Source organism: Sinomonas susongensis, from assembly GCF_005877005.1.
GTDB classification, from domain to species: Bacteria; Actinomycetota; Actinomycetes; order Actinomycetales; family Micrococcaceae; genus Sinomonas; species Sinomonas susongensis.
Map to the genome: position 1 here is coordinate 35,365 of NZ_SSNH01000008.1, position 26,848 is coordinate 62,212.

The following is a 26,848-nucleotide window of genomic DNA, read 5'->3' on the forward strand; positions in this document are numbered from 1 at the left end:
ATGCGCATGGACCTTCCCGTGATGCCGCCCGTCGAACCGATGCTCGCCCGCGCTGTGCCCGAGATCCCTGACGTGGGCCACAGCGAGCCCAAGTGGGACGGCTTCCGGACCGTCGTGTTCAAGGACGGCGACGAGATCATGCTCGGAAGCCGAAACGACAAGCCGATGACTCGCTATTTCCCGGAACTTGTCGAGGAGCTTCGGCTGGCCCTTCCCAGCCGATGCGTGGTCGACGGCGAAATTGTGCTCATTCGAGACGGGCGCCTTGATTTCGAGGCGCTCCAGCAGCGAATTCACCCCGCCGAAAGTAGGGTGAAGCTGCTTTCACGGGACACCCCGGTGGCCCTTGTGGCGTTCGATCTGCTGGCCCTCGGAGACAGGAATCTCCTGCGCGCGCCGTTCGAACAACGGCGCGAGACCCTCCGCGAGGCATTGGACGGCGGGACGGAATCCGTCTTCCTCACGCCCTCGACGGGCGATCTGGAACAGGCCAGGAAATGGTTCTCGGAATTCGAGGGCGCAGGGCTCGACGGGATTGTCGCAAAACGCCTCGACAAGCCGTACGAGCCCGGCAAGCGGACCATGTTCAAGATCAAGCACGAGCGCACCGCGGATTGCGTCCTCGCCGGATTCCGTTGGCACAAGACGGGCGGTGCGGTCGGCTCGCTCCTGTTGGGGCTGTACGACGGCGAGGGGCGGCTCCATCACGTGGGCGTCGCCGCATCCTTCCCGATGGCGAAGCGACGCAGCCTTGTCGCAGAGCTCGAGCCGCTCCTCGAGACGGACCTCTCGTCCCACCCGTGGGGCGACTGGGCGAATCAGGATGCGCATGCCCAGACGCGGATGCCGGGAGCGGTCAGCCGGTGGAGCGCCGGGAAGGACCTCTCGTTCGTCCCCCTGCGCCCGGAGCTTGTCGTCGAGGTCGCCTACGACCACATGGAGGGCGACCGCTTCCGCCATACTGCACAGTTCCGCCGCTGGCGGCCCGACCGGGACCCCGAGAGCTGCACCTATTCGCAGCTCGAGACGGCCGCGTCGTTCGATGTCGAGAAGATCCTCAGGCCGTAGCGCATGAAAAAGGCGGCCCTCCCTTGTCGGGGAGGGCCGCCTTTGGCGCTCTCAGTCGTGCTTCTTGAAGGCGTCCTTGACGTCCTCGAAAGCGTCCTTCACCTTCTCGCCGGCCTGCTTCAGGCCAGCGGAAGTCTGGTCACGCTTGCCCTCGGCCTCGAGCTCCGGATCGTCGTTCGAGCGGCCCAGTGCTTCCTTGGCCTTGCCGCCGAGCTCCTCGCCCTTGTTGCTGAGCTTGTCGTCGAGTCCCATGCTGTCCTCCGTTCCAGCGGGCACGTGGCCTGGCCCGCTTCCTCAGTCAGATGAGCGTCCGGTGTGCGTCGGACGCCAGCGCCATGGGGTTGCGCTGTTCCATCATTACCCAGAACAGCGGCGATTCAAGAGATTCCGCGAGCAGCGAACCTCCTCCCGGCCGTCTTGTCCGGCAGGACCCGAGCTCGACTCCCCTCGCGAAACCCCAACCGACGGGCCGGCTGCGGGCCGCTACTCGCCAAGCCCGTGATTCTGCGGTTCACTGGGGTCATGCGGTCGATCTGGAAGGGTGCCATCAGCTTTGGCCTGGTGAGCGTGCCCGTTAAGGTGTACAGCGCCACTGAGGACCACGACCTGAAGCTCCACCAGGTCCACGACAAGGACAAGGGGCGCATCCGGTACCAACGCAAGTGCGAGGTGTGCGGCGAAACCGTCGAGTACGCAGACATCGACAAGGCGTACGAGGAGGGCGGCCGCACCGTCGTCCTCACGGACGAGGACCTCGAGTCGCTCCCGGTCGAGCGGAGCCGCGAGATCGAGGTCGTCGAGTTCGTCCCTGACTCGCAGATCGACCCGATGCTCTTCGAGAAGAGCTACTACCTTGAGCCCGAGAAGATCGGTGCCAAGCCGTACCAGCTCCTCCGCAGGACCCTCGAGCAGACCGAGCTCACCGCCGTCGTCAAATTCGCCCTGCGCCAGAAGACGCGGCTCGGCGCGCTCCGCGTCCGCGGTGACGTCATGGTGCTGCAGGCCCTGCTCTGGCAGGACGAGGTGCGCGAGGCCGAGTTCCCCATCCTGTCCGAGGACGTGAAGATCTCGGACAAGGAGCTCAAGATGTCGTCCTCGCTCGTCGAGAGCCTCTCGACGGACTTCACCCCCGAACAGTTCACGGACGAGTACCAGGAGCAGCTGCGTCAGCTCGTCGAGGCGAAGCTCGAGCAGGGCGAGGCCGTGGACACCGAGGCCACGTTCGGCGAGGAACCCGAGGAGCGCGAGGGTGCCGAGGTCCTCGATCTCATGGAGGCGCTGCGGCGCAGCGTGGAGAGCCGCCGCAAAGCGTCCAAGGGAGGCAGCGAGAGCGAGGAAAAGGAGACCGCGGCGGAGAAGCCCGCTGCGAAGAAGCGCACCCGCAGCGCGGGGTGACCTCCCGCCGTCGTCCGCTCCTGCCACGCCACTCGCAGCGGGTCCCAGCCGCCAAACCCGAGCAAACGGAGGAGACCACAGGGAACCCCCTGTGGTCTCCTCCGTTTGCTGCGCTTTCGCGATCCCAAGCACTGGTCGGCCTGAGGCGTGTTCCGTCGAGGGCGGACGTCTGGGGCGAGAGCGCACGTTTCCACGCGTTGCAACGTGCGCTCTCGCAGCAAACGTGCGCTCACGCGTCGCGTCCCTACGGCCGCGCCCGCAGCTGCACGCGCCCGTCCTGGACCCGCGCCTCGTAGCTGGGCTCCGGCGCGGCAGCAGGACCGCGCACAGCGGCTCCGTCGGAAAGGCGGAATTGGCTCCCATGCCACGGGCAGGTGACGCAGCCGTTCTCGATCTTGCCCTCGTTGAGCGGACCGCCCTCGTGGGTGCAGATGTTGTCGAGCGCCAGGATCTGCCCCCGGTCGCGCACCACCATGACCTGGACGTCGCCGAGCTTCGCGAGCTTCGGCTTCCCATCTTCGAGGTCGCTCTCGGCGAGGGCATCCTGCCAATCGGCGGGCCCCTCGTGCCAAGCGGTGTGGTTGACCTTGACGCCCTTGGTGTAGGCGAGGTGGCCGCCAAGGTAGCCGCTCGCGAGGAGGACGCCGAGCCCAGTGAGCGCGAGGCCGCGGCCCGTCGCGCGCCGGCCGGCCTTCCTCGCGAGGAACGAGGTGGCGTAGAGGCTGAGGGCGGTGACGTTCAGCGCAGCGTGTGCCACGCCGACCCGGCTCGTCTCGCCGAAGGTGTCCGACCAGTCGTTGAGGCCGGAAGCTGCTGTCGGGACCGCGGTCACGAGCCCTGCGGCGACGAGGGTGTCGGCGGCCTGCTGGCTCGATTCCCCGCCGACCAGGTCCAGCAGCGAGGCCATGGTCCACGCGCCGATGGGGATGTCCGTGAGCACCGCGTGCAGCGGATGCCCTGTGGGGATGCCGCTGAGGAGATTCCGGACCATCCGGGGCTTGACCGCGAACTGCGTCGCCTTCCGGAGCGGGTCGCCGATCTTGTCGAGGAACTGCCAGCGCTCGAGGCGGTTGACGGCGTCGTCCAAAACGTTCATTGCGTCCTCCTGTGCTGCGGACAGAGACACGGGAAGGTTACCCCCGCGGCAATGATTGACCCAGACCCTGCGCGGGTACTGGCCGGGCATGAGCGAGAACGATCTGAACAGCGACGAGAGCATGGCTCAGAACGAGTACAAGCCAGGCAACCCCGACGACGAGCCCAAGGACAGCGGAGACCAGGCGAACGACATTCGCTTCAGCGAGGAAGAGCAGCTCATCCGCGAGCAGGCTCACGGGAACATGCCCCAGAAGGACAACGTCCCGCGCGATATGTCGAACATCGACCAGGCCATGGCGGGAATCGACGTGCCCGACGCCGACATCAAGGGCGGCGACGCGAGCGACGACCCCGCGCATTACGGCGAAGAGCAGTAGTCAGCCCGCGAGCAGCTCGGCGAGGCTGAGGGGGCGGCGGCCGGTGAGGCGTTCGACGTCGTCCGTCACCTCGGCGAGGTCGCCCGCCGCTATCGCGGTGTAGGTCGAGACCCAGGCGCCGTATTGCCACGGCGGGGCAGGCCACTTCCTCCGCGATTCGTAGGCTTCCTCGATCGTCTCGTTGTGAAAGCGGAATGGACGGCCGCGGACGTCGGAGATGATCTCCGCGGCCTCCTCGAGGGTCAGTGCTTCGGGGCCCGTGAGCGTGTACGCAGTCCGCGCGTGCGCTTTCGGGTCCCGAAGCACCGCTGCGGCTGAACGGGCGACGTCGGCCTGAGCCACAGCTGCGACCCTGCCTTCGCCGGCGGGCCCGCGAATGACACCTTCCGGGCCGCCGAAGGGCTCGAGGAAGTCAAGGTAGAGACTGTCGCGCAGGAACGTGTAGTCGAGTCCGGCCGCCTTGATGTGCTCCTCGGTGTGGAAGTGGTCGCGGGCGAGCGTGAAGACTGCATCCGGCGCCGCCCCCATGAACGACGTGTAGACGATCCGCCGCACTCCGGCTGCTCTCGCGGAATCCACGAACGCCCTGTGCTCGTCCAGCCGGTTCTCGCTCTCACGGCCGGACACCATGAACAGCGTCTCGACGCCTTCGAGCGAGCGCTCGCAGAGCGCACGGTCCCCGTAGTCGCAACGAAGGACGACGGCGCCGGGCAGCTCGGGTGCCTTCGCCGGCGTGCGCGCGAGGAGCCGCAGCTCCGTGCCCTTTCCCGCGAGTTCGCGGGCAACGAGGCCTCCGACGGTGCCTGTGACACCTGTGATAGCGAGCGGGGGAGGGGTGCTCATTTTGTGATCTTAACGCGCGTCCCTGTTGCCTACTGCGCTATTTTGCGTCGAAGGACGCAGGTCTACAGTGTGCGCATGAATGAGCAGCGCGACACCCACAGCGATCCCGCTGACGACGACGCCGAGACCCGGCCCGAGCGCAAGGACACCGCCCCAGGCGACGCTGGCGACGAAGCCAACGACCTCCGTTTCTCCGAGGAAGAGCAGCTGATCCACGAGCAGATCCGCCGACACCGCGAGGAACGGGAGCGGCGGGAACGGATGGAGCGGGAGAAGAAGGCGTAGGGCGGGTCTGGCCATTCTCGATAGCGAGTTACATCCCCAATTCCTGATATCGGTCCGATAGCCTTGTCACAAACGTGAATTCCGGCCGGTAAGGGTGTCCTAGCGGCCGCTGGCATGCTGAGGACCAAGACGATTGACTGCGGTAACTCGACAGGACAACTCCTCGGAATCGGGATCGGACCGGGTTCCTTGGTCGGAGGCGCAGATCAGCGTCACCGTGGACGCCTACTTTTGCATGCTCGAGGAGGAGTTAGCTTCACGCAGTTACGTGAAAGCTCGTTACAACCGAGAGGTCCAGGCGCTCACGGGGCGAAGCCACGGTGCTGTTGAGTACAAGTTCCAAAACATCAGCCACGTTTTACACGACGCTGGCTTTCGATATATCGATGGATACAAGCCCGCCACCAACGCCCAAGCCGCTCTGAAATATGCGGTGCTGTCCCGTGTCTACGGTCTTGCCCAGTGCCCGGCGAATGAGAAACTTGAAAGTTATCCGCCGATCGAGGACCTGCTTCGCGATCGGAGGCAAAGATATGCCGGCATCTGCCTTGACCCGGTGCTGCGCAAAGCGATCGAACACGCCGCCGTTCAACAGGCTGTGGACTTCTACGAACGTAAGGGGTACCAAGTTGAGGACGTCGGACTGAGCCGCTCGTACGATCTACACCTCGTCCGGCACGACGAGGAGCGGCACGTCGAAGTGAAAGGATCCCAAGGCCGCATCGAAAAGATTGTGCTCACGCGCAACGAAGTGCGCCATGCCCAGGCCTTCGAGAACACGGATCTCGTCCTCGTCCACGCGGTGCCGTGGGAACGGGCTGGCGATGGCACGGTCTCCTGCGGCAAAGGGTCGATTGAAGTCAAGCGCAATTGGCAGCTCGTGGAGGAGGATCTAATGCCCCTGAGCTATGAGTACACCGTAGCGCGGTAGAGACCGTACTCCTCAGCGATGAAATCCAGGTCGTACTCGGCCGCAACTGCCTTCACGAAGGTCATAGGTCCGAAGATCGCAAGGTGATTCTGGATCCGTAGCCCGAGAAGGTGATCGAGTGGGCCGGGTGAACCGGATCGTTGCCGATGAGGCATTGCAGGGCATCAGCCGCATGATTCTTCAGCGCATCGGGGCCTTGGGCCGAGCAGAGTGCATGGATGGTGTGGGTGAGTCCGCGATGCAGCGACAAGAACCCCCGAATCGTTTGGCTCGCTCCGCGATAGCGCATGGCCCCCACTCCTAGCTTTGTCATCTTGACTCCTTCGCCCCAGGTCCGTTCTGCGAGGCTAGGCCCCCGGGCCGACAAAATAGCGTCCCTCGCCTAGCTCGGTTCGGAGGCCTGACAAGTGCGCGAATAGGATGAGGCGTGGCCGACTCGGACCCAGAGATCCCCCTCCCCGGCGGCGACGTCACCGAAGGCGTCGTGCGCGTGGGCGACACCGTCCGCCGTCCGATCGGCCCTCACTCGCCGCTTGTCCACGCGATCCTGAGGCACCTCGAGCAAAGGGGATTCGACGGTGCCCCACGGTTCCTCGGCATCGACGATCAAGGCCGCGAAACGCTCACCTTTGTGGAGGGCGAGGTAGCCAACCGCCCTCACCCGGAGTGGCTCGCGAACGAGAATCGTCTCGTCTCCCTGGCCCGTCTCGTCCGGCGTCTTGATGACGCCATGGTGGGCTTCGCGCCGTCGTCGGCCATGCTTCAAGCGGTTGCCGCCCCCGAAATCCCGGGCATGCCAGCAGCCCCGCCCGAGGAGCCCCAATTCGTCGGGCACCTGGACATCACCCCGGAAAACGTGGTCTTCCGGGACGGTGAGGCCGTCGCCCTGATCGACTTCGACCTCGCCAAGCCCGCCACCCGCGTCGACGAGGTCTTCAACCTCTGCATGTGGTGGGCCCCGTTCGCCCCGGACGAGGACCGAAGCGACCCGCTCAAGGGGGTGGACGCCGTCGCCCGCACCCGCCTCATCGCCGATGCCTACGGCCTCGCCCCGGAAGCCCGCGAACGCTTGGTCCCGACCGCCCTCCGCCGCAGCGAGCGCAGTTGGTACCTCATGAAGTACCGGGCCGAGCACGACGGCGGGGGATGGCTCCGCATGTGGCAGGAGGGCGCGGGGGAGCGGATCGAACGGCGGATCTCGTGGCTCGAAGCGGAGGGGAAGCGGCTGGCCGAGGGGCTCGTCCACGGCAGCTGAGAACTCCTGCTGGAGATCTCGGGGAGCCGGCATCAGACTGGTCCGAGGACTGGTCATCGAGGAGGACCCCATGACTGCAGAAGGCGTTATCGACACCTCGGCAGCGCTCCGCAGCTACTACGCGATCCTCCTTGGCGGCGTCGAACGCTATGGAGACGGCCAGGAGCTCCTGCCCTTCCTGGCCGACGGTTTCGAGTTCGAGGGGCCCACCGCCGGCCGGGTTGCCGGCGCCGCCCGTTTCGCGCAAGGGGTCAAGGGCTTCATCGAGGCAGTCCGCCAGATCACCTTCATCGAGGCGGTGGCGACGGACGAAGGCGCTGGAGTGCTGTACGACGCAGCCCTCCCGAATGCCACGGTCCGGTTCGCGGAGTTCTTCGAGTTCGAGGGCGGGATGATCAAGACCCTCCGCATCCACTACAGCGCGGCCGACTACCTGGCGGCCGGCGGCCACTGAAGCCAGCCACCGAGGGAGGGCCCGAGGTGAATCGAGCCCTCCCCTCGTGACGCCTAGGACGCGGCCGAGGCGCTCCGGGCCTCCGCAGCGGCAGTGAGCGCGCCGCGCTGGCGGATGACATCGAGGAGCTCGCCCGTCCGCTCGATGAATCCGTCGCGCCCCGCGAGCTCTTCGCCCAGGAGATGCTGCTCCGCGAGCACCCGGCGTGCCAGCTCGGCGGACGACGACGACAGCTCGGCAGCGCGCGCAATGGCGGCCCGAGCCGGGTCCACCATCGCGGCCGCACTCGGGCCGGGGTCGAAACCGGGCAGGGGAGCGAGGCACGCGAGGTAGGCGGCGGTGGTCAGGGCGAGGAAGTGCGGCACCCGGCCGGCGTCGAGCAGATTGAGCGCGGGCGCCGGGATCCGCTGCCGGAGCTTGAGCGAGCCGTCGGAACCGACCTGGCTCGTCCGGTGGCCCAGGGCCGTGTTGCGCCAGCGTGTGAAGAGCTCCTCCTCGTAGGCGTCGAGGTCGACGCCGCGCGGCGCGGTCACGCTCGGCCGGTATTCGTCGCGCAGCACGGCGCGAGCCGCGGCCTCGATTTCCGGGTGCTGCACGGATTCGGGAATGGTCGCCGCGCCCGTCAGCGCACCGAGGTACGCGAGGAGCGAGTGCGTGCCATTGAGGAGCCGCACCTTGAGCTCCTCGTATCGCGCGACCTCGTCGGAGAACACGGCCCCGCCCGCTTCCCACTGGGGCCGGCCTCCGGCGAAACGGTCCTCGAGGACCCACATCGTGAACGGCTCGGCGGGGACGGGAACGTCGTCCCGGTAGCCGGGCCCCTCCGCGACAAGCCGCCGGTAATGGTCCGTCGTGGCGGGCACGATGCGGTCCACCATCGTCGAGGGGAACGTGACGTGATCCGAGACGAACGCGAGCAGCTCCTCGGCCTCGCCCCCGGGCAACAGTCCCACGAACTCCTTCACGAGCCGCTCGGTGTGGTGCCCATTGTCGGCGAGGTTGTCGCAGCTGAGTACGGTGATCGCTTCACCATGGCCAGAGGCCCGTGCCTGCAGCCCGCGCACGATCTGCCCGATCGGCGTCTTCGGTCGCGCCGCCTCCCGAAGGTCGTGCTGGATCGCGGGGTCGTCGACGGCGAGGTGCCCGGTGCGCGGGCTGTAGTAGTAGCCGTTCTCCGTCACCGTGAGGGAGACGATGCGGGTCCCGGGCGCCGCGATCGATGCGACGACCCGTTCGGGCTCGCCGGCCGCGGTGAACGCGTCGGTGTGGACGCCCGGGATCGAGAAGGACGCACCGCCGGGCGAGATCTCCACCACCGTGTACAGGAGGTCCTGCGCGTGCATGGCCTGCGGAACGGCATCGGAGCGGTTCGCGACGCCCACGATCCCCCAGTCGGTGGCGCCGGAGGCGTCCAGCGCGGCCCGCGTGTAGACGGCCTGGTGCGCCCGGTGGAAGTTGCCCAGGCCGAGGTGGACGATCCCGGGACGCAGCGCGCCCCGGCGAGGAGCGCCGTCGTACGCCGCGGAAAGGCGGGGAAGCGCCGCGGGGGCAGGGGGCTGGGAGTGGGCCATCATCACCAGTCCTTCATCGTGCCGTCGAGATCTCTCGCGATCGGCAGGTACGCGGGGGAGTACGGGAAGCGGGCGGCGGCCTCTTCGTCGATCTCGACGCCGAGTCCGGGCTCGTCGCCGGGGTGCAGGTAGCCGTCCTCGAAGCGGTAGCTGCTGCGGAACACCTCGGAGACGAGCGGGTCATAGCCCATGTACTCCTGGATGCCGAAGTTGGTCGTCGCGAGGCCCACGTGCAGGGAGGCGGAGAGGTTGACGGGGGAGACGTCGGAGGGCCCGTGCGGCGCGCCCTTGACCTGGTACACCTCGGCAAGGGCGAGGATCTTCCGCACATGCGAGATGCCGCCCGCATGCACGACCGCGGTCCGGATGTAGTCGATGAGCCGCTCGCTCAGGAGCTGCTCGCAGTCCCAGATCGTATTGAACACTTCGCCGATCGCAAGCGGCACCGTGGTCTGCGCGCGGACAGCACGGAGGAGCCGCTGGTTCTCGGCCGGCGTGACGTCCTCGAGCCAGAACAGGTCCACGTCCTCGAGCGAGCGGGCGAGGCGCCCGGCCTCGGTCGGATTGAGCCGGTGGTGCACATCGTGGAGGAGCTTGAGCTCGGGGCCCACGTGCTCGCGCACGGCGTGGAGGACCTTCGGCGCGTGCCGCAGATACGCGGAGGTGTCCCAGACCTCCTCTGCGGGACCGCCGCCGCGACCGGCGGGCTCGTACGACGCGGCCCCGCGCGTCACCCCGTAGACCTTGTCGAGTCCCGGCACCCCCGACTGGGCGCGGACCGCGCGGAAGCCCTGCTCCCGGCGTTGTTCGATCGAGTCCAGCAGCTCCGGCAGGTCCCACCCCGTCGCGTGCGTGTAGGTGAGGACCTTGTCCCGGGCAGCCCCGCCGAGGAGCTGGTAAACCGGCACGCCGAGGGCCTTGCCCTTGATGTCCCACAGGGCGAGGTCGACGGCGCCGATCGCCGCCATTGTCACGGGGCCCCGCCGCCAGTACGCGCCCCTGTACAGGAACTGCCACGTGTCCTCGATGCGGTCCGCATCCCTGCCGAGCAGCGCCGGCGCGAGGTGGTCGCGCAGGTAGCTCACGACGGCGAGCTCCCGGCCGTTGAGGGTCGCGTCACCCCAGCCGACGATTCCGTCGTCGGTGGTGATCTTGAGCGTGACGAAGTTGCGGGACGGGCTCGTGAGGAGCACATCGACGGCGGCGATGGAGCGGGTCATTCTCACTTCTTCTCTAGGGGGATGGGGGAGCTTTGGGGGATGGGGGCCAATCGCGGGGCGGACGTCGAGCCACGGACGATGAGCTGCGCCCCGAGCCGCACCGGCGACGCGGTGTAGGGCTTCCCGGCGAGCATCCCGAGGAGGAGGTCGAGGGCGAGCGTTCCGCCCTGTTCGATGGCCACCCGGACAGACGTGAGGCCGGGCTCGGCCGCGGCCGCTACGTCGAGGTCGTCGATGCCGACCACGCTGAGGTCCTCGGGGCAGTGCCGGCCGAGCAGCCGAGCGCCCGCGAGCAGGCCGACGGCCACGAGGTCGTTGTAGGCGATGGCGGCCGTGGCGCCGCTCGCGACGACCGACGCCGCAGCGGCCGCCCCGCCGTCGACCGTCGCGCTCTGGTGACCCACCGTGACAAGTTCGAGCTGCCGCTCCGCACACAGCTGCGTCACCGCGTCGAGGCGCTGGGTGTCCGCCCACGACGACGGCGGCCCGGGCACGTACGCGAGCCTGCGGTGCCCGAGTGCGGAGAGATGCTCGACGGCCTGGCGAAGGCCCTCGCCCGCATCGAGGAGGACACTCGGCGCGAGCTCGGCTTCGCCGTTGACGACGACGGTCGGCACCGTTCCGGTGAGTCCGCGGAGTTCGCCGGCAGGCAGGCGTGGCGAGCAGAGGACGATGCCGTCCGCCACCCCGGCGAGCGCGCCGACCTGCTCGCGCTCGCGGTCGGGGGACTCGGCGGTGTGGGCGAGGAGCATGCGGTGCCGGCCCGGCCACGCGCGTTCCTGGAGGGCCTTGATGAGGGCGGCGAAGACGGCGTTGGCGACGTCGGGGACGACGACGCCAATGGTTCGCGGCCCGCTCTGGCCGGGGATCTCGTAGCCGAGCTCCTCGGCAGCAGCGACGACCTTCTGGCGGGTCTCCGGCGCGAGCCTGCCCGGGTCGCTGAAGGCCCTCGACGCGGTCGCAAGCGAGACGCCCGCACGTCTGGCCACGTCCGTCAGCGTCGCTGGCATGGGGCCTCCTCGTCCTGCTCGTGCAATCCTTGCGCAAGCCTAGCAGGCCATTTTCATGACCTCAGGTGCGTGTCCCGGGCACGACTGACCACGGAAACAGAGGGGTCGGGCCCAAACCGGGCACGTCTTTTCTCCTCAAGGGGGCTAATCTCAAAGGGATGACTCTGGAACCCCACGTACTGCGTGAGCTCGCTCTGCAATTGCGCGAGCTCGCGGGCGTGCCCGAACTGGGGTCCGTGGCGCTCCCGGAGCCTCCGCCCGGGAAGACGTGGGCTCCGCCGGAATCCTCCCCGGCCGTCGAACTCCGCCCCGAATTCCGGCGCCGGCTCTCCGCCGTCGCCGACTTCAAGGCCGCCAACGGCCGTCTCCCCCAGACGGGCGGCATCATCACCCCGGCCGAGCGGTCACTGGGAGTGTGGCTCCTCCGCCAGCGGCGGCGTGATCAGGCCGGACGGCTCCCCGAGCCCGAGCAGGACGCCCTTGCGGGGGCGCTCGGCCCGGCCTGGATGCTCCCGCCCGGGGCGGCCTGGTGGGCCGAGAACAGCGGCGCGGAGGCGGACGAGAGCCGCCCCAGGAGGCGGAACCGCGCGACGGCCGACGACGAGCGCCACCGCGCGCCCTGGTCTCCCGAGGAGGAGGCCCTCGTGCTCAACGAGGACCTCTCGCTCGCCGAGATCGCGGCCAAGATCGGGCGCACTCACGCGGCCGTCAGGAACCGGCGGCAGATCCTCCGCTCGGCGAGCCGCCGCACCTGGTGAGCGCGCCCTCGGCGAGCTGAGCCCGGCCGGCCTCAGGCCCCCGGCCGAACCGTGTACATGTTGACGGGGCGCCCCGTGGTCCCGTACTCGAGCGTCAGCTCGAGCCGCCCCTTCCGCTCAAGCTCGCTCAGGTACCGCTGGGCCGTCGGCCGCGAGATGCCGATGAGCTCCGAGACGTCCTGGGCCCCGAGGGGGCGTTCGGCCGTTCGGACGGCGTCTAGCACCTTCTGCATCGTGGGCGGGAGGCTGCGGGAGGCGGGCCCCGGTGTGGGTGCGTGCCGGGCTGCGAAGAGCGCATCGACGTCGTTCTGCCCCGAGATGTGCCGCGACTCTGCCTCGGTGCGCCATCGCCTGTACGTCGCCAGCTGAGCGGTCAGCTGCTCGAAGCCGAAGGGCTTGACGAGGTAGTAGACCGCCCCGCCGCGCATCGCTGCCCGCACGGTCGCCACGTCCCGGGCCGCGGTGATGATGATGGCGTCGACGTCGTGCGTCTCGCGGAGGGAGCGCAGCAGGGCGATCCCGTCCTCGTCGGGCAGGTAGACGTCGAGCAGGAGCAGGTCGGGCTCGAGGCGGGCGACGGCCTCCCGCGCCTCCGCGGCCGTGTGCGCCTCGCCGACGCACTCGTACCCCTGAACGCGCTCGATGTGTGCGGCGTGGATTCGCGCCACCCGGTAGTCGTCGTCGACCACGAGGGTCCGGATCATAGTGCCGCCACTCCTTCCGTCGGGTGCGCCGGGGTCGGCGCCGGGAGCCACACCTCGAAGCGGCCGCCCGGCCCGGCGAACACGTCCATCGTGCCACCCGCCCGGTGGACGATCCTCGCGACGAGCGCGAGACCGATCCCGCGCCGCATTCCCGGGCGCGGGACCTTTGTCGTGTACCCGTCGCGGACGACGGCGTCGATCGACTCTGCGGGCACGCCCGGGCCGCTGTCGGTCACCGAGATGAAGATCCCGGACGAGTCGTCGAGCTGCAGCGTCACCTCGTGCGGCGGCGGCTGGCCCACGACGGCGTCGACCGCGTTGTCGAGCAGGTTGCCGACGATCGTGACGAGGTCTTGGGTGCCGAGGAACGGCTGGCGGAGCTGGGAGTCGTCCGTCACGGTGAGCTTGACGTCCTGCTCGCCGGCAACCGTGATCTTCGCGAGGATGAGGGCCGCGAGCTCGGGAGGCTCGATGCGGCCGCGGAGGCCCTCGCCGAGCGAACGGGAAGTGTCCGCGACACCGGAGATGAAGCTGCGCGCCTGCTCTACTTCGCCGAGCTCGAGCAGGCCGCTCACGACGTGGAGCCTGTTCGCGTACTCGTGCTCCTGGGCGCGGAGGGCCTGCATGAGGCCCTCCGTGGAACGGAGGTCCCGGACGAGGGCCTCGATCTCGCTGCGGTCCCGCAGCGTGACGACGGCGCCGATGCTCCTGCCCCCGACGCTCACCGGCATCCGGTTCGCGACGAGGAGCGCCTCGTCGGTGAGCACCGCCTGATCAGCGCCATCCGCGCTGCCCGAGAGGATGTCCCGGAGCCTCCCCTCCGGCAGGAGGTCCTCGATCCGCTGGCCGAGGACGACGCCTTCGAGCCCCAGCAGGCGCCGCGCCTCGTTGTTGATCACCGTGACCCGATGGTCATCGTCGAAACCGATCATCGCCTCCCTGATGCCGTGCAGCAGGGCCTCGCGGTCTTGGAGGAGCGAGCCGATCTCGGCGGGCTCCAGACCGAAGGTCGCGCGCTTGATCGCCCTGGCGAGCAGGACCGAGCTGACGCCCCCGATGAGCAGCACGAGAGCGGAGTAGCCCACGATGAGGCCGGCCTCGCGGCCGATCGCGGTGTCCACGGCCGCCTCGAGGATGCCGACCGAAACCTCCCCGATCACGTTTCCCTTCGCGTCGAAGACGGGCGCCTTCGCGTTGGCGGAAGGCCCCAGGCTGCCGGGATCGGTACCGACGTGCGTCTGCCCGTCGAGGACCTCCACGGGCTCCTCGAGCCGCTTGCCGATGAGCGACGGGTTGGGGTGCGAGTAGCGGATCCCGTCCCGGTCGGCGACGACCACGTAGTCGGGGTGCGCGCTGCGGCGCACGTCCTCGGCGAGGGCCTCGATCTGATGATTCGGATCCTTAGCCTCGAGATCCGCTGCGATCTCGGGCATCTGGGCGACCGTCGTCGCGATCCCGAGCGCACGGAGGCGGTACTGGTCATCGAGATTCTGGCGGGTGATCTGGCTTGTCACGAAGCCCCCGAGGGCGACGACGAGCAGGAGGATGCACAGCGTCCAGACCAGGATCTGGGACGCGAGGGGCCGGCGGCGCCACCAGTTTCTAGCGAGTTTCATTCCATTCACCCGCGATCAAAAGGCTCAAAACGTGAAAGAAAGCTAAGAATCCTCGCAATCCGCGCAACTCTGGCTGCATCGTCGCAGTCCTTTCTACTGTTGGTGCAGACGCTGTGATTCAGCTCACCGGGTATGAAGAAAGGATCCCCCAGACAATGACGTCAGTGCAAATTTTCCGGCCCGCCGGCTGACCTGACGCCGGTTCGAACGAGCGCCCGGCTCATAATCCCAGCGACCTCCACCGAAAGACGTGAGAGGTCTTTTCCGAAAGACAGAGAGGTCTTTGCACCATGGGTGTAAACCATCCGCAACGCCCGCCCGCCGACGGCGCAGCCGACGATGCCGCCCGCATCGAAATCAAGGGGCTCACCAAGCGCTACCTCACCCCGAAGGGTGAGACGTTCACTGCCATCCGCGACGTCACCGTCACGGTCGAGCCCGGCCAGTTCTGCTCGATCGTCGGCCCCACCGGCTGCGGCAAGTCAACCACGCTCGCCCAGGTGTCGGGCCTCGAGAAGCCGAGCGCCGGCTCGGTCAAGGTCGGCAGCCACATCGTCGACGGCATCACGAGCGGCGTCAGCTACATGTTCCAGGCAGACGCGCTGTTCCCCTGGAAGACCGTCCTCGGCAACGTCATGATGGGCCCGGTCCTCGTTGGGACCCCGAAGCGCGAGGCCACCGCGCTCGCACGGGACTGGCTCCGCAGGGTGGGGCTCGCCGGCTTCGAGGACCGCTACCCGCATCAGCTCTCCGGCGGCATGCGCAAGCGCGTCGCGATGGCAGCGGCGCTCATCAACAACCCGCGCATCCTCCTCATGGACGAGCCGTTCGGCGCCCTCGACGTCCAGACGAAGGCCATCATGCAGAACGAGCTGCTCAAGCTCTGGGAGGAGCTCCGTCCCTCGGTCCTCTTCATCACCCACGACCTCGACGAGGCCGTGGCGCTCTCCGACCGGGTCGTCATCATGACCAGCAGCCCGGGATCGGTCAAGGACGTCTTCGACGTCGACCTTCCCCGCCCCCGCGGCAACGTCCAGGAGATCCGCCACGAGGAGCGCTTCCTCGACCTCCAGGGGCGGATCTGGGAGTCCCTGAAGGACGAGGTCACCCGGGCCTACCAGCGAACGGCAGGTGCAGCAGCATGACCGCAGTAGCGCAGAGCAACTCGCGCAACGGCAACAAGGAGCAGGCGCTCGAAGTGAAGGCACCAGCGAAGAACGCCCACGGGCGTCGCACGATGTGGATCTGGGTGGGCCGCGCAGTCCTGGCGATCGCCGTCGTCGGGGGCTGGCAGTGGTTCACCGAGGAGGGCTGGGTCGACAAGTTCTTCTTCGGGCAGCCCTCCATGATCTGGGACAGCCTCGTCAAGCTCTTCACCGAGGGGACCGCGTTCGGCACGATCTGGGAAAACCTGTGGGTCACGGTCCAGGAGGCGTTCTACGGCTTCCTGCTCGGGACGCTCGTCGGGGTGGTGCTCGGAATTCTCCTCGGCTCGAACCGCTACCTCTCCGCAGTCATCGGTCCGTACATCCGGATTGTGAACTCGATTCCCCGTATTGTGCTCGGATCGATCTTCATCGTGGCGTTCGGCCTCGGAGTCTTCCCGAAGGTGCTGCTGGCTGCGGTCCTCGTCTTCTTCGTCGTCTTCTTCAACGCCTTCCAGGGCGTCCGTGAGGTCGATCAGAACCTCGTGGCCAACGTCCGCGTCCTCGGCGCGTCACCCCTCCAGGTGGCGACCCACGTGACGATCCCCTCGGCCATGACCTGGATCATCGCGAGCCTGCACACCGCCTTCGGCTTCGCGATCATCGGCGCCCTCGTCGCCGAGGTGCTCGGAGCGCAGAAGGGAATCGGCCTCATCATCAGCCAGGCGCAGGGGACCTTCGATCCCAATACGGTATTTGCCTGCATGGTGATTATCGCCGTGATCACGCTCGCCGCCGAATACCTCATCAGCCTGTTGGAGCACTCGCTGCTGAAGTGGCGTCCACCGAACCGTTCAGAGGCGCAGGCAATCTAAAGAATTCCTCGATTTACCACCAGATAAACACCCGAATCACCGGAAAAAGGAAAAGTGCGCCAATGAAGAAGCACGCCATCTACTCTGTTGCCGCGGCCGGAGCGATTGCTCTGACGCTCGCAGCCTGTGGCAGCAACACCGCGGGCAGCAGCACCTCGGCCAGCGGAGGCTCCAGCAGCAGTGCCAACTCCTCGTCGATGCCCACCGTCAAGATGATGGTCGGCGGCATCGACAAGCAGATCTACCTCCCCTACCAGCTCGCCGAGAGCCTCGGCTACTACAAGAAGTACGGCGTGAACGTCGAGCTCTCGACCGAGCAGCAGGGCGGCGTCGGCGCGGAGGACGCCATGGCGTCCGGCCAGGTCGATCTCGCCGGAGCCTGGTACATCCACACGGTCGACTTCCAGTCGAAGGGCAAGAACGTCGTCAACCTCGTGCAGCTCTCGGGCGCACCGGGCGAGCGGATCATGTGCAGCCCCAAGGCCAACGTCCACTCCGGCGCTGACCTCAAGGGCAAGACGGTCGGCGTGACCGACCTCGGCTCCGGAACCGATGAGCTGACCCAGTTCATCGCGGCGAAGGCCGGCCTGTCGAAGAACGACTACCACACCATCGCCGTGGGCGCCGGTGCCACGGCCATCGCTGCCATCCAGCGCGGCTCTGCCGACTGCGTCATGACGACCCAGCCGACTGTCGGTGCGCTCGAGAACAAGAACCTCGCGGTGCCCGCCATCGACCTCGCCACCTCCGATGGTGCCAAGGCAGCGCTCGGTGGGACCCTGCCCTCGGCCGGCCTCCTGGCCCAGGCCGACTGGGTCAAGAACAACGAGGACACCGTGCAGAAGGTGGTCAACGCCCTCGTCGACACGATGCACTGGATCAGCACGCACTCTGCTGCCGACATCGCGGACAAGCTCCCGCAGTCCTTCGTCCAGAACAGCACCATCTCGAAGGACCAGTACATCTCGGGCCTGAACCAGGACAAGGACCAGTTCCTGCCTGACGGCATCATGCCCGCGGGCGGCCCGAAGACGATCTTCGACGAGGAGAAGACGATCGGCGTCGACACCTCCAAGATCAACTACGCCGACACCTTCACCAACAAGTACGCCCAGGCCGCGCTCAAGCTCGAGGGCTACACGGCGACCTCGACCCCGGCCGGCGCCAACGGCTGACGTCGCCGCCCGATAGGCTCCCGGGGCTGAGTCCCAGCAGGCCACAGGGAACGCGGGCCCGCACCTCACGAGGTGCGGGCCCGCCGTCGTGCCTGAGAAGTCCCCGGGAGTTGCCCACCGGACTTGACTTGGGGTGCACCCTTAGGGGTTGGCTGTAGACATGACTCAGCAAAGCAGAACGCTCGGTACCGTTTCGCCCCTGACCGTTTCCTCCATGGGCCTCGGCTGCATGGGGATGTCAGAGTTCTACGGGCTGCCGGACGAAGCCTCTGGCATTGAGACCATCCACCGAGCCCTCGATCTCGGCATCACCTTCATCGACACCGCCGACATGTACGGACCGTTCACCAACGAGAAGCTCGTCGGCCGGGCGATCGCCGGACGCCGGGACGAGGTCCAGCTCGCGACGAAGTTCGGCAACGTGCGCGGCGAGAACGGCGAGCGCCTCGGCATCAACGGAAGCCCTGAGTACGTGCGCTCGGCTTGCGACGCCTCGCTGTCCCGGCTCGGCGTCGACCACATCGACCTCTACTACCAGCACCGCGTCGACCCGAAGGTCCCCATCGAGGAGACCGTCGGCGCGATGGCCGAACTCGTCGAGGCCGGCAAGGTCCGGCACCTCGGCCTCTCGGAGGCATCGCCGCAGACGATCCGGCGGGCCCACGCCGTGCACCCCATCACGGCCCTCCAGACGGAATACTCGCTCTTCACGCGAGACCTCGAGGACGAGATCCTCCCCACCATCCGCGAGCTCGGCATCGGGCTCGTTCCGTACTCCCCGCTGGGACGCGGAATCCTCACCGGCCGGATCACGGCCGAGTCCCTCTCGAAGGAAGGGGACTCCCGCAGCAGCCGCCACTTCCCGCGCTTCCAGGGCGACGCGCTCGAGTCGAACCTCCGCCTCGTCGAGCAGATCAAGGCGGTCGCGGAGCGGAAGGGCGTCACCCCCGGTCAGATCGCGCTCGCGTGGGTTCTGGCGCAGGGCGACGACGTCGTCCCGATCCCCGGGACGAAGCGCGTGAAGTACCTCGAGGAGAACGCCGCGGCCCGGGACATCCAGCTCTCGGACGACGATCTCAAGTCCCTCGAGGAAGCCGTGCCGCGCGACGCCGTCGTCGGTTCACGCTATGGCGACATGAGCACGATCGACCAAGGCTGACACAATGACGTAATGCGCACCTTTGGGGTAGAGGAAGAGCTGCTCGTGGTGGACCCCCACTCGGGCAGAGCTCTTGCCCTCGCGGACCGGATGCTGGCCGTGGCCGGCCGGCCACAGGACATGTCCCACGAGTTCAAGCTCGAGCAGGTCGAAGTCCAGACGGTCCCGTGCCAGGAGCACGACGAGCTCCTCGGCGCCCTCTACAACGGGCGCACGGTCGCCGACCGGGCCGCGCGGGCGTGTGGAGGCCGGATCGCCGCGCTCGCGACCTCGCCCCTCGAGGTCGCGAGCTCCCTCACCCCGAACGAGCGGTTCGCCCGCATGGACCGCGAGTTCGGGCTGATCGCGCGCGAGCAGCTCACGTGTGGCCTCCACGTGCACGTCGCGGTCCAGTCGCCGGACGAGGGCGTCGCCATCCTCGACCGGGTCCGCGAGTGGCTGCCCCTCCTGATCGCACTCACGGGCAACTCGCCCTACTGGTTCGGCGACGACACCGGCTATGCGAGCTACCGGACCCAGGCGTGGAACCGGTGGCCCTCCTCAGGGCCGCAGGAGCTCTACGGCGACGCCGGCGCGTACCGGCAGCGCATCGACGCAATGGTCGCGACCGGCGCGATCCTCGACGAGGGAATGGCCTACTTCGACGCTCGGCTCTCGCGCCTCCACCCCACGGTGGAGGTGCGGGTCGCCGACGTGCCGCTCCTCGCCTCGGACTCCGCGCTCGTCGCGATCCTCGTGCGCGCCCTCGTGGAGACGGCGGCTCGGGAGGCGTCCGACGGCGTTGCCCCCTTGGCCACGCCCGTCGCCCTCCTGCGGCTCGCCGCCTGGCGCGCGAGCCGGTCCGGCCTCGACGGCGACCTCGTCCACCCCGTCACGTCGCTCCCGGTCCCTGCTGCCGACGCGGTCGATGCCCTCGTCGGCCACGTGGCCGCGCTGCTCAGGGAGGCCGGCGAGCTCCGCCGCGCGGAACAGGCCCTCGCCGAGCTGCTCGCCCGTGGTACGGGCGCCACAGCCCAGCGCAGGGCGGCCCAAGGCACTCAGGCCCAAGGCACACCGGCCCAAGGCACTCAGGCTCAAGGCACACCGGTCCAGGGCCGGGATCTGGGCGCGGCGGTTCGCCTGGCGATCGAGCAGACGGTGTCCCGAGAGGGCACATGGGACGACGGTGGCCGTGCCACCCTGCAGGTCGTCCGGCGCGCGCCGGGAACGCTGAGCGCCTAGCCCCCGGGGCGGTGCTTAGCGGGCGGTGCTTAGCCTCGCAGCAGGCGCCTGAGCGTCGCGGGGTAGCCGATCCGAGCGATGGCGAACGCCGCGAGTCCCACGACGGCCGGGAAGCGGGCCAGCCCGAAGTCCTGTACCCACCGCACGGTCGAGCCCGCCGTCGTCCGCTCCGCGCGACCCGCGCCGCCCGCGCGCCCCGGGCTCACGGTGACCTCGATCCGGCCGCGCACGAGCTTGCCCGACTTCACGATCCGCGCCCGTCCTGGCCGCTCCCCGTCGGGACGCTCGACGTCCTCGAAGGTCATGACATCGTCGAACCCCAGGCGGCGCCCCCGGAAGCCGACACGGCCGACCATCGTGCACGCGACGAACTCGTGGCCGGGGCGCAGCTCGGCCGCGGGGACCATGCCCCGAGTGATGTGGGTGAACGGAACGAGCCGGTCATGGGCGCGCAGGTCGAGGATCCGGGACCACGCCTCGTCGGCGGCCAGCGACGAACTGAGCACGAGCTCGAAACGCCTCAACCGCACCGCCACGCCGCCACCTGCCCCGTCCTCAGCTGAGCATCCTCAGCTGTCCCATTCTCAGCCGTGCAGGGCCCGCTCGAGATCCCCGATGAGATCGCCCACGTCCTCGAGGCCGACGCTGAGCCGGAGGACGCCGTCGCCCAGACCGATCGCCGCCCGGCCCTCGGGGCCCATGGCCCGGTGGGTCGTCGTCGCGGGATGGGTCACGAGCGACTTGGAGTCGCCGAGGTTGTTCGAGATGTCGATGATGCGCAGGCCGTTCAGGAACCGGAAAGCGGCGCCCTTGCCCTCGCCGTCGCCCGCGTTGAGCTCGAACGTCAGGACGGTGCCGCCGGCGCTCATCTGCTTCCGCGCAAGCTCGTACTGCGGGTGCGACCTGAGGTGCGGGTACTTGACCCAGCTCACCTCCGGCTGCGCCTCGAGCCATTCCGCAATCGCGAGGGCGTTCGCGGACGAATGCCGCACCCGAAGGCCCATCGTCTCGAGCCCCTTCGTGAGCACCCACGCGTTGAACGGGCTCAGGGCCGGCCCGGTGTGCCGCATGAGCTGCTTGACCGGGCCGTCGACGAAGTCCTTGGTCCCCAGGATCGCGCCGCCGAGCACGCGCCCCTGGCCGTCGATGTGCTTGGTGCCCGAGTACACGACGACATCGGCGCCGAAGTCGAGGCTGCGCTGCAGGAGCGGGGTCGCGAAGACGTTGTCGACGACGACGGTCGCCCCGGCGGAGTGCGCGAGGTCCGCGACCGCCTGGATGTCGACGAGCTCCTGCATGGGGTTGGACGGCGACTCGAAGAAGACGGCCGTCGTGGGAACTGAGAGGGCCTCCCGCCACTGCTCGATGTCCGGGCCGTCGACGAAGACGGTCTCGACTCCCCAGCGGGGGAGGATCTCGTTCAGGATCACGAAGCATGAGCCGAAGAGGCTGCGCGCCGCGACCACGCGGTCGCCGGCCCCGAGCAGGGCTCCGAGCGCCGTGAAAACGGCGGACATGCCGGAGGCCGTCGCGAAGCAGGCCTCGGTTCCCTCGAGCAGCCGCAGCCGCTCCTGGAAGGTGGCCACCGTCGGGTTGCCGTAACGGGAGTAGACGAAGCGCTCGTCCTCGCCCGTGAACGCGCGTTCGGCCGCCTCCGCCGATTCGTACACGAAGCCGGAGTTGAGGAACAACGCCTCCGACGTCTCCTGAAAGTTGCTGCGGTCAAGCCCGCCGCGTACAGCCTGGGTGTCTTCGCTCCAGCTGGCGGCGTCGATGTTGAAGGTCACTGACTACTCTTGTCCTACGTTCGTGGGGAGGCCCCGGTTCTTCCATCCGTTCACGTTCCGCTGCCCGTCGGGCCCGGGCACGCCCTCGAACCCCTCGAGCACGTTGTACGCCCTGAAGCCGAGGTTCGTCGCGGCGGCCGCGGCCGCCGCCGAGCGCTGGCCGGAGCGGCACAGGAACAGCAGCTCGGTGTCTCGGTCCTCGGGGCCCTGGAGCTCAAGCTCCATGACGAAGTCCGGGTTGGGGATCCCGCCCGAGAACACCCAGGGGATGAAGAGCGGATCGTTGTCCGTCTGTCGTGTGTCGGGGATGCCGATGTGGGCCCACTCCTCCTCGGTGCGGACGTCGACGAGGACGGCGGCGCCCGACTTCAGCTTGTCCCAGGCCTGCTCCGGCGTGATGTCGCCGGCGTAGAGGCTCACGCGTGGCCCTCGCCGTCGTACTCGCCGTTCCGGTCGACGCCCTCGGCGAGCTCGTCGACGGCGGAGGCCACCGCTGCGTCCGCCCGCGCGACGGCGTGTGGAAGGATCACGGCCTGCGCGACGATCACGTCGGTGCCGTTGAACGTTGCGGTGGGGCTCCCATGGAGGACGTAGCCTTCGGCAAGCGCCTGGGAGATGCGGGCGCAGAACTCGCGGGTGTCCGGCCCTGTGAGGAGACGATAGGCGAGGCGCGCCTCAGAGGCGTTCGCAGGTGCGGCGGGATCGTTGAGCGGCGTGGCGGCCGCCTCTCCCGTCTCGGTGGCAGTGTCGGACATGGACGGGCTCCTTCTGGCTTGCGTATCGATGGTCGAATTGCCGAGTCGTCACCTGAGGCACCCCGCCGGATGGAGGGTTGCCGGCCAGCAAGTCAGGGCAGTGCGACCGCGCGGGGGAACCCCCCCGCCGTCGCGCGCTGGCGCTCGTTACTCTGCGTCGAACGTAGCATGCGAGGGCGGGGCCAGCCACGGGGAGGCAGTAACGATTGGCAACACCGCGCAACCGGCGCGCGCCAAGCTAGTTCTCCGGGAATGCCGCCCGGCGCGGGCGACCAGCCTATGCTCATCGTGGAGGCAATCCACACACGGCGCGGAGGTAGCCCAGGTGAGTGAGGCAGAGCAGCCCACTATTCTTGAGGTGCAGGAACTCGTGGTCCGCTACGGTTCGCAGACGGCCGTGGACGGGCTGAGCTTCTCCATCCGGCGCGGCGAGATCTTCGGGCTCCTCGGCCCGAACGGGGCGGGCAAGACGACGACGCTGAGCGTCATCGAGGGCCTCCGCAAGCCCGACGGCGGCCACGCGACGGTCGACGGCGAGGAGACAGTGCGCGCGCCGCTCGCGGTCAAGGCGAAGCTCGGCGTCCAGCTCCAGGCCTCGAGCTTTCAGTCTGAGCTCACGATCGAGCAGATCGCGCGGCTCTATGCCGGGCTCTATGGGCTCAGCCTCCCGCAGAGGCAGCTCCGGGAACGGCTCGCGGACGTGGGCCTCGAGCAGGAGCTCTCGAAGCCGTTCAAGAAGCTCTCGGGCGGCCAGCAGCAGCGCTTCTCGCTCATGGTCGCCTCGATCCACAACCCGCCGATCCTGCTCCTCGACGAGCCGACAGCGGGACTCGACCCGCAGTCCCGACGCCAGCTGTGGGACCGTATCGAGCGGTCCCGGCAGGGCGGCGGGAGCATCCTCCTCACGACCCATTCCATGGAGGAGGCCCAATCGGTGTGCGACCGGGTGGCCATCATCGACCACGGTCGGCTCCAGGCCTTGGGCGCCCCGAGGGACCTCGTTGCCATGCACCGGGACGATCCGCGAGTGCGCGCCGTCGCCCGGGGCGACGTGACGTTGGAAGATGTCTTCATCGGGCTGACAGGAAGTGCCATCCGTGACTGAGACAACCGTGCCCGCTGCGCCGCAGATCGGGCTGACCCTGCGATCCCTCCTGCGTGCAGACGCCACCGTGCTGATGCGCAGCAGGCAGGCCTTCGTCCTCAATCTCGCCGTGCCGATCCTGATCCTCATCGTGACCAACCGCGGCGGCCGGCTCGGAAACCCGGGCTTCCTCATCGGCATGGCGCTCACCTACGGCCTGCTGTCCTCGGCGCTCATCGGCTACTCGATCACCGTGGCGCGCGACCGGGAGGCAGGCGTCTTCCAGCGGCTTCGGGTCACCCCCACGCCGACCTGGGCCATCATGGCGAGCCGGCTCGCAGTGCAGCTCGCGGCAAACCTGATCGTGTCCGTCATCGTCATGATCGTCGGCAGCATCATGCACAACACGAGCTTCTCGTTCGGCGTCTACCTCCTCATGTTCGCCGTCTCGCTGCTCGGCGCCGTCGTCTTCCTGAGCATCGGCCAGGCGATCGTGGGCCTCGTCAAGAACGCGACGGCAGTCAACGCGGTCGGGAGGGTCCTGTTCATCCTGCTGATCCTCACCGGCATCCTCGGCTCGACAGGCATCCTTGGCGACGACTTCAAGAGCTTCGCCTCGTGGACGCCCGTCGGGGCCCTCATCAACCTGTTCTCTGCGGTCCTGAACGCCTCAGCCTGGGGCACCGACCAGACGGAGGGCATCATCGCGTCGATCGGGTACATCGTGGTCTTCGCCTGGATCGGCATCCGCTGGTTCCGATGGGAGCCGCAGTGAGGCTCCGCTAGCTCCGCGCCTCCAGCAGGTGGTTCGGCAGGCGGTTGCCCGGGGCGCGTCCGCGGATCTCGAGGAGCTCGCGGGCGTGCGACCACAGTCTCCGGTCCTCGTCCGAGACCGGCGCCCACGGCGTGACGGGACGGGCTGTCCCGCTATCGTCGCGCGCCACCATGACCGTGAGGCAGTAGGTCGTGAGGTGCAGTCCGCCGCCCTTCGGACTGCCCGAGCGCACGTGGACCGCGATGTGCATCCCCTTGTTTCCCGTGTACACGAGGCGTGCCTCGACCTCGACGACGTCGCCGATCAGCAGGGGCCGGTAGAAGCGGACGCCGCCGGAGAAGACAGCCACGGTGTCCTGGCCCGAATACCTCGCCGAGCAGACGTACGCCGCTTCGTCGATCCACTTCATGACCGTTCCGCCGTGGACCTTCCCTCCCCAGTTGACGTCGGTCGGCGCGGCGAGGAAGCGGAGGACGACGCGCTCGGCCGTGCCCTCGTCCGTGTAGACCTGACGGCCCATCGACTCGGCGATCTCGTCGCGGACCCGGATCCGCGCAATCGCGTGCGCCTCGGCCTCGCGCTCCGCGTCGGTTCCCGGCACGAACTTCGGCACTTCGACGGGCTTCCCGTCCGCGCCGACCGCGACGAAGATGACGAGGCACTGGCTGCGCATCGTGGGCGTGCCGCCCCTCGGATCGCCCGAGGAGACGACGGTGCTGATGTGCATCGACGTCCGACCCGTGTAGACGATCGTGGCCGTGACCTCGACCATGTCGCCCACGTTCACCGGGTCGGCGAAGTGGATGTTCCCGACGTACGCCGTCACCGCGTAGGTCTTCGACCAGCCGACCGCTGCCGCGTACGCGGCCTTGTCGACCCATTCGAGGACGGTGCCGGCGTCGACCGAGCCGGAGTGCCCGACGTCGGTCGGCGCGGCCAGGAAGCGGAGGGTGACGGAATTGCTCGCTGGCTGGGTCACGCCGTCGTCCTCGCTCAGCCCCAGAGCCGCTCGGTGGCGATCCGCGCGCCCTCGGAGAGCGACTCGAGCTTCGCCCACGCGATCTGCGGGTGGACGCGGCCGCCGAGGCCGCAGTCCGTCGAGGCGATCACGCGCTCGCGGCCCAGGATCTGGGCGAAGCGCTCGATGCGGTCCGCGACGAGCTCGGGGTGCTCGACGACGTTCGTCGCGTGCGAGACGACGCCCGGCACCACGGCCTTCTCCTCGGGGAGCGTGAGGTCGCGCCAGACCTTCCACTCGTGCTCGTGGCGCGCGTTCGCGGCCTCGAACGAGTACGAGCCGGCATTGATCGAGAGCATCGTCTGTGCGAGGTCCGCGAACGGGAGATCCGTGGTGTGCGGGCCGTGCCACGATCCCCAGCACAGGTGGAAGCGGATCTGCTCCTGCGGCAGGTCGCGGATCGCGTAGTTGAGGGCCTCGACGCGGAGCTGGGTGAACGCGAGGTAGTCCTCGACGGTCGGCTCCGGGTTGATCATGTCCCAGTTCTCGGCGATCGAGGGATCGTCGATCTGCACGGTGAGTCCGGCTTCGACGATGGCCCTGTACTCCTCGCGCATCGCGTCGGCGCACGCGTACACGAGCTCCTCGTCGCTCTTGTAGTACTCATTCGCGATCCGGGACGCCGAGCCCGGGGAGAGGGCCGGGAGGAAGCCGGTCTCGAAGCCGTTCGCGGCAAGCGCCGCCTTGAGGTGCGCGATGTCGCGCTGGACCGCCTCGTGCCCCGTGTACGTGATCGGCCCGGTCACGGAAGGCTGTGGGACCGGCTTGCGGCCCGTGAGGATGAAGGAGTTCGGATCGTTGTACGCCTCGTCGAACCGCACACGGTCGCGACGGTCCCGCATGCTCGTGAGGCGGATCCTGCCCGGCTCCGAGCGGACCTTGTCCGTGCTCTGCCAGCGGTCGACGCCCCCGGGAGTGAGGCCGCCCAGCCGCGAGAACGAATAGTTCCACCACGCGCCGTAGTCCACCGAGTTCGACATCGTGTGGCCGTACTCGCCGTCGTTCGGGAACGTGATGCCCGCCTCGCGCTGGCGAGCGACGACGTCCTTCACCGAGCCCGCGAGCAGCTCCTCGAACGCCGCCGGGTCCTCCGGGTTCTCCGTCATCGCCGCGTTCGCCGCGAGAAGCTCGGGCGAGCGGGGCAGGGAACCGGCGTGCGTCGTCTGAATGGAGTCCGTGTTGTGCATGGGGCCAGTCTGGCCCATCACGCCGACGGAATTCGCGGGTTACGGCGGGTTAAGCCAACCGGGCCCCTGGATCCCGCCCCGT

At 68.4% G+C, this 26,848-nt stretch carries 30 protein-coding genes and 1 riboswitch; of the genes, 15 read left to right on the forward strand and 15 right to left on the reverse strand.

The annotated features are described in order from the left end of the window. Positions 1–6: 6 nt before the first annotated feature. Entirely contained in the window at positions 7–1,068 is a 1,062-nt protein-coding gene (locus E6A21_RS11830) for an ATP-dependent DNA ligase (protein WP_138444364.1), read from the forward strand. A gap of 51 nt (positions 1,069–1,119) precedes the next feature. Here E6A21_RS11830 and E6A21_RS11835 read toward each other — a convergent pair whose 3' ends face one another. Then, positions 1,120–1,320: a CsbD family protein gene (locus tag E6A21_RS11835; RefSeq protein WP_138444365.1), complete on the reverse strand. Its 201-nt coding sequence runs from the start codon at positions 1,318–1,320 to the stop codon at positions 1,120–1,122. A gap of 270 nt (positions 1,321–1,590) precedes the next feature. Between E6A21_RS11835 and ku the strand changes: the two genes are divergently transcribed. Further along, positions 1,591–2,463 (forward strand): non-homologous end joining protein Ku, encoded by an 873-nt coding sequence (gene ku, locus E6A21_RS11840; RefSeq protein WP_138444366.1) that lies wholly within the window; start codon positions 1,591–1,593, stop codon positions 2,461–2,463. Positions 2,464–2,707: 244 nt separating this feature from the next. Here ku and E6A21_RS11845 read toward each other — a convergent pair whose 3' ends face one another. Next, positions 2,708–3,559, reverse strand: a complete 852-nt coding sequence (locus E6A21_RS11845; RefSeq protein WP_138444367.1) for a Rieske (2Fe-2S) protein — start codon at positions 3,557–3,559, stop codon at positions 2,708–2,710. An 88-nt stretch (positions 3,560–3,647) separates the two neighbouring features. On the opposite strand from E6A21_RS11845, the gene E6A21_RS11850 reads away from it, so the two are divergent. Further along, positions 3,648–3,938: a hypothetical protein gene (locus tag E6A21_RS11850; RefSeq protein ID WP_138444368.1), complete on the forward strand. Its 291-nt coding sequence runs from the start codon at positions 3,648–3,650 to the stop codon at positions 3,936–3,938. Here E6A21_RS11850 and E6A21_RS11855 read toward each other — a convergent pair whose 3' ends face one another. Continuing rightward, positions 3,939–4,781: an SDR family oxidoreductase gene (locus E6A21_RS11855; RefSeq protein WP_138444369.1), complete on the reverse strand. Its 843-nt coding sequence runs from the start codon at positions 4,779–4,781 to the stop codon at positions 3,939–3,941. A gap of 75 nt (positions 4,782–4,856) precedes the next feature. Between E6A21_RS11855 and E6A21_RS11860 the strand changes: the two genes are divergently transcribed. Both E6A21_RS11860 and E6A21_RS11865 read left to right on the forward strand, forming a co-directional pair. Next, a complete protein-coding gene (locus E6A21_RS11860) occupies positions 4,857–5,066 on the forward strand; it encodes a hypothetical protein (RefSeq protein ID WP_138444370.1) in 210 nt (69 codons plus the stop codon). Positions 5,067–5,199: 133 nt separating this feature from the next. Then, the gene (locus tag E6A21_RS11865; RefSeq protein WP_138444371.1) at positions 5,200–5,997 is read left to right on the forward strand and encodes a protein NO VEIN domain-containing protein; all 798 of its coding nucleotides are present in this window, start codon (positions 5,200–5,202) and stop codon (positions 5,995–5,997) included. A gap of 61 nt (positions 5,998–6,058) precedes the next feature. Here E6A21_RS11865 and E6A21_RS11870 read toward each other — a convergent pair whose 3' ends face one another. Continuing rightward, on the reverse strand, positions 6,059–6,310 hold the full coding sequence (locus E6A21_RS11870; protein ID WP_138444372.1) for a hypothetical protein: 252 nt from the start codon (positions 6,308–6,310) through the stop codon (positions 6,059–6,061). A 114-nt stretch (positions 6,311–6,424) separates the two neighbouring features. Here E6A21_RS11870 and E6A21_RS11875 point away from each other — a divergent pair, with 114 nt between their 5' ends. Both E6A21_RS11875 and E6A21_RS11880 read left to right on the forward strand, forming a co-directional pair. After that, positions 6,425–7,252, forward strand: a complete 828-nt coding sequence (locus tag E6A21_RS11875) for a phosphotransferase (protein WP_138444373.1) — start codon at positions 6,425–6,427, stop codon at positions 7,250–7,252. A gap of 70 nt (positions 7,253–7,322) precedes the next feature. Further along, the gene (locus tag E6A21_RS11880; protein ID WP_138444374.1) at positions 7,323–7,706 is read left to right on the forward strand and encodes a nuclear transport factor 2 family protein; all 384 of its coding nucleotides are present in this window, start codon (positions 7,323–7,325) and stop codon (positions 7,704–7,706) included. 53 nt (positions 7,707–7,759) lie between these two features. Here the strand turns inward: E6A21_RS11880 and E6A21_RS11885 are convergent, their stop codons facing one another. The 3 genes from E6A21_RS11885 to E6A21_RS11895 are packed head-to-tail and all read right to left on the reverse strand — an operon-like array spanning position 7,760 to position 11,507. Further along, positions 7,760–9,280, reverse strand: coding sequence for a mannitol dehydrogenase family protein (locus E6A21_RS11885; protein ID WP_246036435.1), 1,521 nt, complete (start codon positions 9,278–9,280; stop codon positions 7,760–7,762). After that, positions 9,280–10,497 (reverse strand): D-mannonate dehydratase ManD, encoded by a 1,218-nt coding sequence (gene manD, locus E6A21_RS11890; protein ID WP_138444375.1) that lies wholly within the window; start codon positions 10,495–10,497, stop codon positions 9,280–9,282. Before manD ends, E6A21_RS11885 begins: the two co-directional genes overlap by 1 nt. Before the next feature lie 2 nt (positions 10,498–10,499). Continuing rightward, the gene (locus E6A21_RS11895; RefSeq protein WP_138444376.1) at positions 10,500–11,507 is read right to left on the reverse strand and encodes a LacI family DNA-binding transcriptional regulator; all 1,008 of its coding nucleotides are present in this window, start codon (positions 11,505–11,507) and stop codon (positions 10,500–10,502) included. Positions 11,508–11,665: 158 nt separating this feature from the next. Here E6A21_RS11895 and E6A21_RS11900 point away from each other — a divergent pair, with 158 nt between their 5' ends. Next, positions 11,666–12,265 (forward strand): helicase associated domain-containing protein, encoded by a 600-nt coding sequence (locus E6A21_RS11900; RefSeq protein WP_138444377.1) that lies wholly within the window; start codon positions 11,666–11,668, stop codon positions 12,263–12,265. Positions 12,266–12,297: 32 nt separating this feature from the next. Here the strand turns inward: E6A21_RS11900 and E6A21_RS11905 are convergent, their stop codons facing one another. Together E6A21_RS11905 and E6A21_RS11910 are read right to left on the reverse strand one after the other, a co-directional pair. After that, positions 12,298–12,969, reverse strand: a complete 672-nt coding sequence (locus tag E6A21_RS11905) for a response regulator transcription factor (protein ID WP_138444378.1) — start codon at positions 12,967–12,969, stop codon at positions 12,298–12,300. After that, positions 12,966–14,585, reverse strand: coding sequence for an ATP-binding protein (locus tag E6A21_RS11910; RefSeq protein WP_138444379.1), 1,620 nt, complete (start codon positions 14,583–14,585; stop codon positions 12,966–12,968). Before E6A21_RS11910 ends, E6A21_RS11905 begins: the two co-directional genes overlap by 4 nt. Positions 14,586–14,875: 290 nt before the next feature. Here E6A21_RS11910 and E6A21_RS11915 point away from each other — a divergent pair, with 290 nt between their 5' ends. The 5 genes from E6A21_RS11915 to E6A21_RS11935 all read left to right on the forward strand — a co-directional run bounded on the left by E6A21_RS11915 (position 14,876) and on the right by E6A21_RS11935 (position 20,160). Then, positions 14,876–15,730 (forward strand): ABC transporter ATP-binding protein, encoded by an 855-nt coding sequence (locus tag E6A21_RS11915; protein WP_138444380.1) that lies wholly within the window; start codon positions 14,876–14,878, stop codon positions 15,728–15,730. Further along, entirely contained in the window at positions 15,727–16,605 is an 879-nt protein-coding gene (locus E6A21_RS11920) for an ABC transporter permease (protein WP_138444381.1), read from the forward strand. The genes E6A21_RS11915 and E6A21_RS11920 overlap by 4 nt, the downstream gene beginning before the upstream one ends. A 62-nt stretch (positions 16,606–16,667) precedes the next feature. Next, positions 16,668–17,780: an ABC transporter substrate-binding protein gene (locus E6A21_RS11925; protein WP_138444382.1), complete on the forward strand. Its 1,113-nt coding sequence runs from the start codon at positions 16,668–16,670 to the stop codon at positions 17,778–17,780. Between the two features lie 160 nt (positions 17,781–17,940). After that, complete coding sequence (locus E6A21_RS11930) at positions 17,941–18,939, forward strand: aldo/keto reductase (protein WP_138444383.1); 999 nt, start codon at positions 17,941–17,943, stop codon at positions 18,937–18,939. A 12-nt stretch (positions 18,940–18,951) separates the two neighbouring features. After that, positions 18,952–20,160, forward strand: a complete 1,209-nt coding sequence (locus E6A21_RS11935; protein WP_138444384.1) for a glutamate--cysteine ligase — start codon at positions 18,952–18,954, stop codon at positions 20,158–20,160. Between the two features lie 29 nt (positions 20,161–20,189). Here E6A21_RS11935 and E6A21_RS11940 read toward each other — a convergent pair whose 3' ends face one another. Genes E6A21_RS11940 through E6A21_RS11955 form a run of 4 tightly spaced genes read right to left on the reverse strand, consistent with a single transcriptional unit; the run spans position 20,190 to position 22,702 of the window. Then, positions 20,190–20,696: a hypothetical protein gene (locus tag E6A21_RS11940; RefSeq protein WP_138444385.1), complete on the reverse strand. Its 507-nt coding sequence runs from the start codon at positions 20,694–20,696 to the stop codon at positions 20,190–20,192. Positions 20,697–20,744: 48 nt separating this feature from the next. After that, positions 20,745–21,947 carry an O-succinylhomoserine sulfhydrylase gene (locus E6A21_RS11945; RefSeq protein ID WP_138444386.1) on the reverse strand — a complete coding sequence of 401 codons (1,203 nt, stop codon included), beginning with the start codon at positions 21,945–21,947 and terminating at the stop codon, positions 20,745–20,747. Between the two features lie 3 nt (positions 21,948–21,950). After that, positions 21,951–22,367: a rhodanese-like domain-containing protein gene (locus E6A21_RS11950; RefSeq protein ID WP_138444387.1), complete on the reverse strand. Its 417-nt coding sequence runs from the start codon at positions 22,365–22,367 to the stop codon at positions 21,951–21,953. Then, entirely contained in the window at positions 22,364–22,702 is a 339-nt protein-coding gene (locus E6A21_RS11955) for a DUF1737 domain-containing protein (protein ID WP_138444388.1), read from the reverse strand. The genes E6A21_RS11950 and E6A21_RS11955 overlap by 4 nt, the downstream gene beginning before the upstream one ends. Before the next feature lie 9 nt (positions 22,703–22,711). Then, a riboswitch (SAM riboswitch) is annotated at positions 22,712–22,854 on the reverse strand. A 173-nt stretch (positions 22,855–23,027) separates the two neighbouring features. Here E6A21_RS11955 and E6A21_RS11960 point away from each other — a divergent pair. Both E6A21_RS11960 and E6A21_RS11965 read left to right on the forward strand, forming a co-directional pair. Then, positions 23,028–23,807: an ABC transporter ATP-binding protein gene (locus E6A21_RS11960; protein ID WP_212745931.1), complete on the forward strand. Its 780-nt coding sequence runs from the start codon at positions 23,028–23,030 to the stop codon at positions 23,805–23,807. Continuing rightward, on the forward strand, positions 23,800–24,561 hold the full coding sequence (locus tag E6A21_RS11965; RefSeq protein WP_138444389.1) for an ABC transporter permease: 762 nt from the start codon (positions 23,800–23,802) through the stop codon (positions 24,559–24,561). Before E6A21_RS11960 ends, E6A21_RS11965 begins: the two co-directional genes overlap by 8 nt. A 7-nt stretch (positions 24,562–24,568) precedes the next feature. On the opposite strand, the gene E6A21_RS11970 is transcribed toward E6A21_RS11965, so the two are convergent. Both E6A21_RS11970 and E6A21_RS11975 read right to left on the reverse strand, forming a co-directional pair. Continuing rightward, on the reverse strand, positions 24,569–25,540 hold the full coding sequence (locus E6A21_RS11970) for an acyl-CoA thioesterase (RefSeq protein ID WP_138444390.1): 972 nt from the start codon (positions 25,538–25,540) through the stop codon (positions 24,569–24,571). A 14-nt stretch (positions 25,541–25,554) separates the two neighbouring features. Then, a complete protein-coding gene (locus E6A21_RS11975) occupies positions 25,555–26,766 on the reverse strand; it encodes a cobalamin-independent methionine synthase II family protein (protein WP_138444391.1) in 1,212 nt (403 codons plus the stop codon). Between the last annotated feature and the right edge of the window lie 82 nt (positions 26,767–26,848).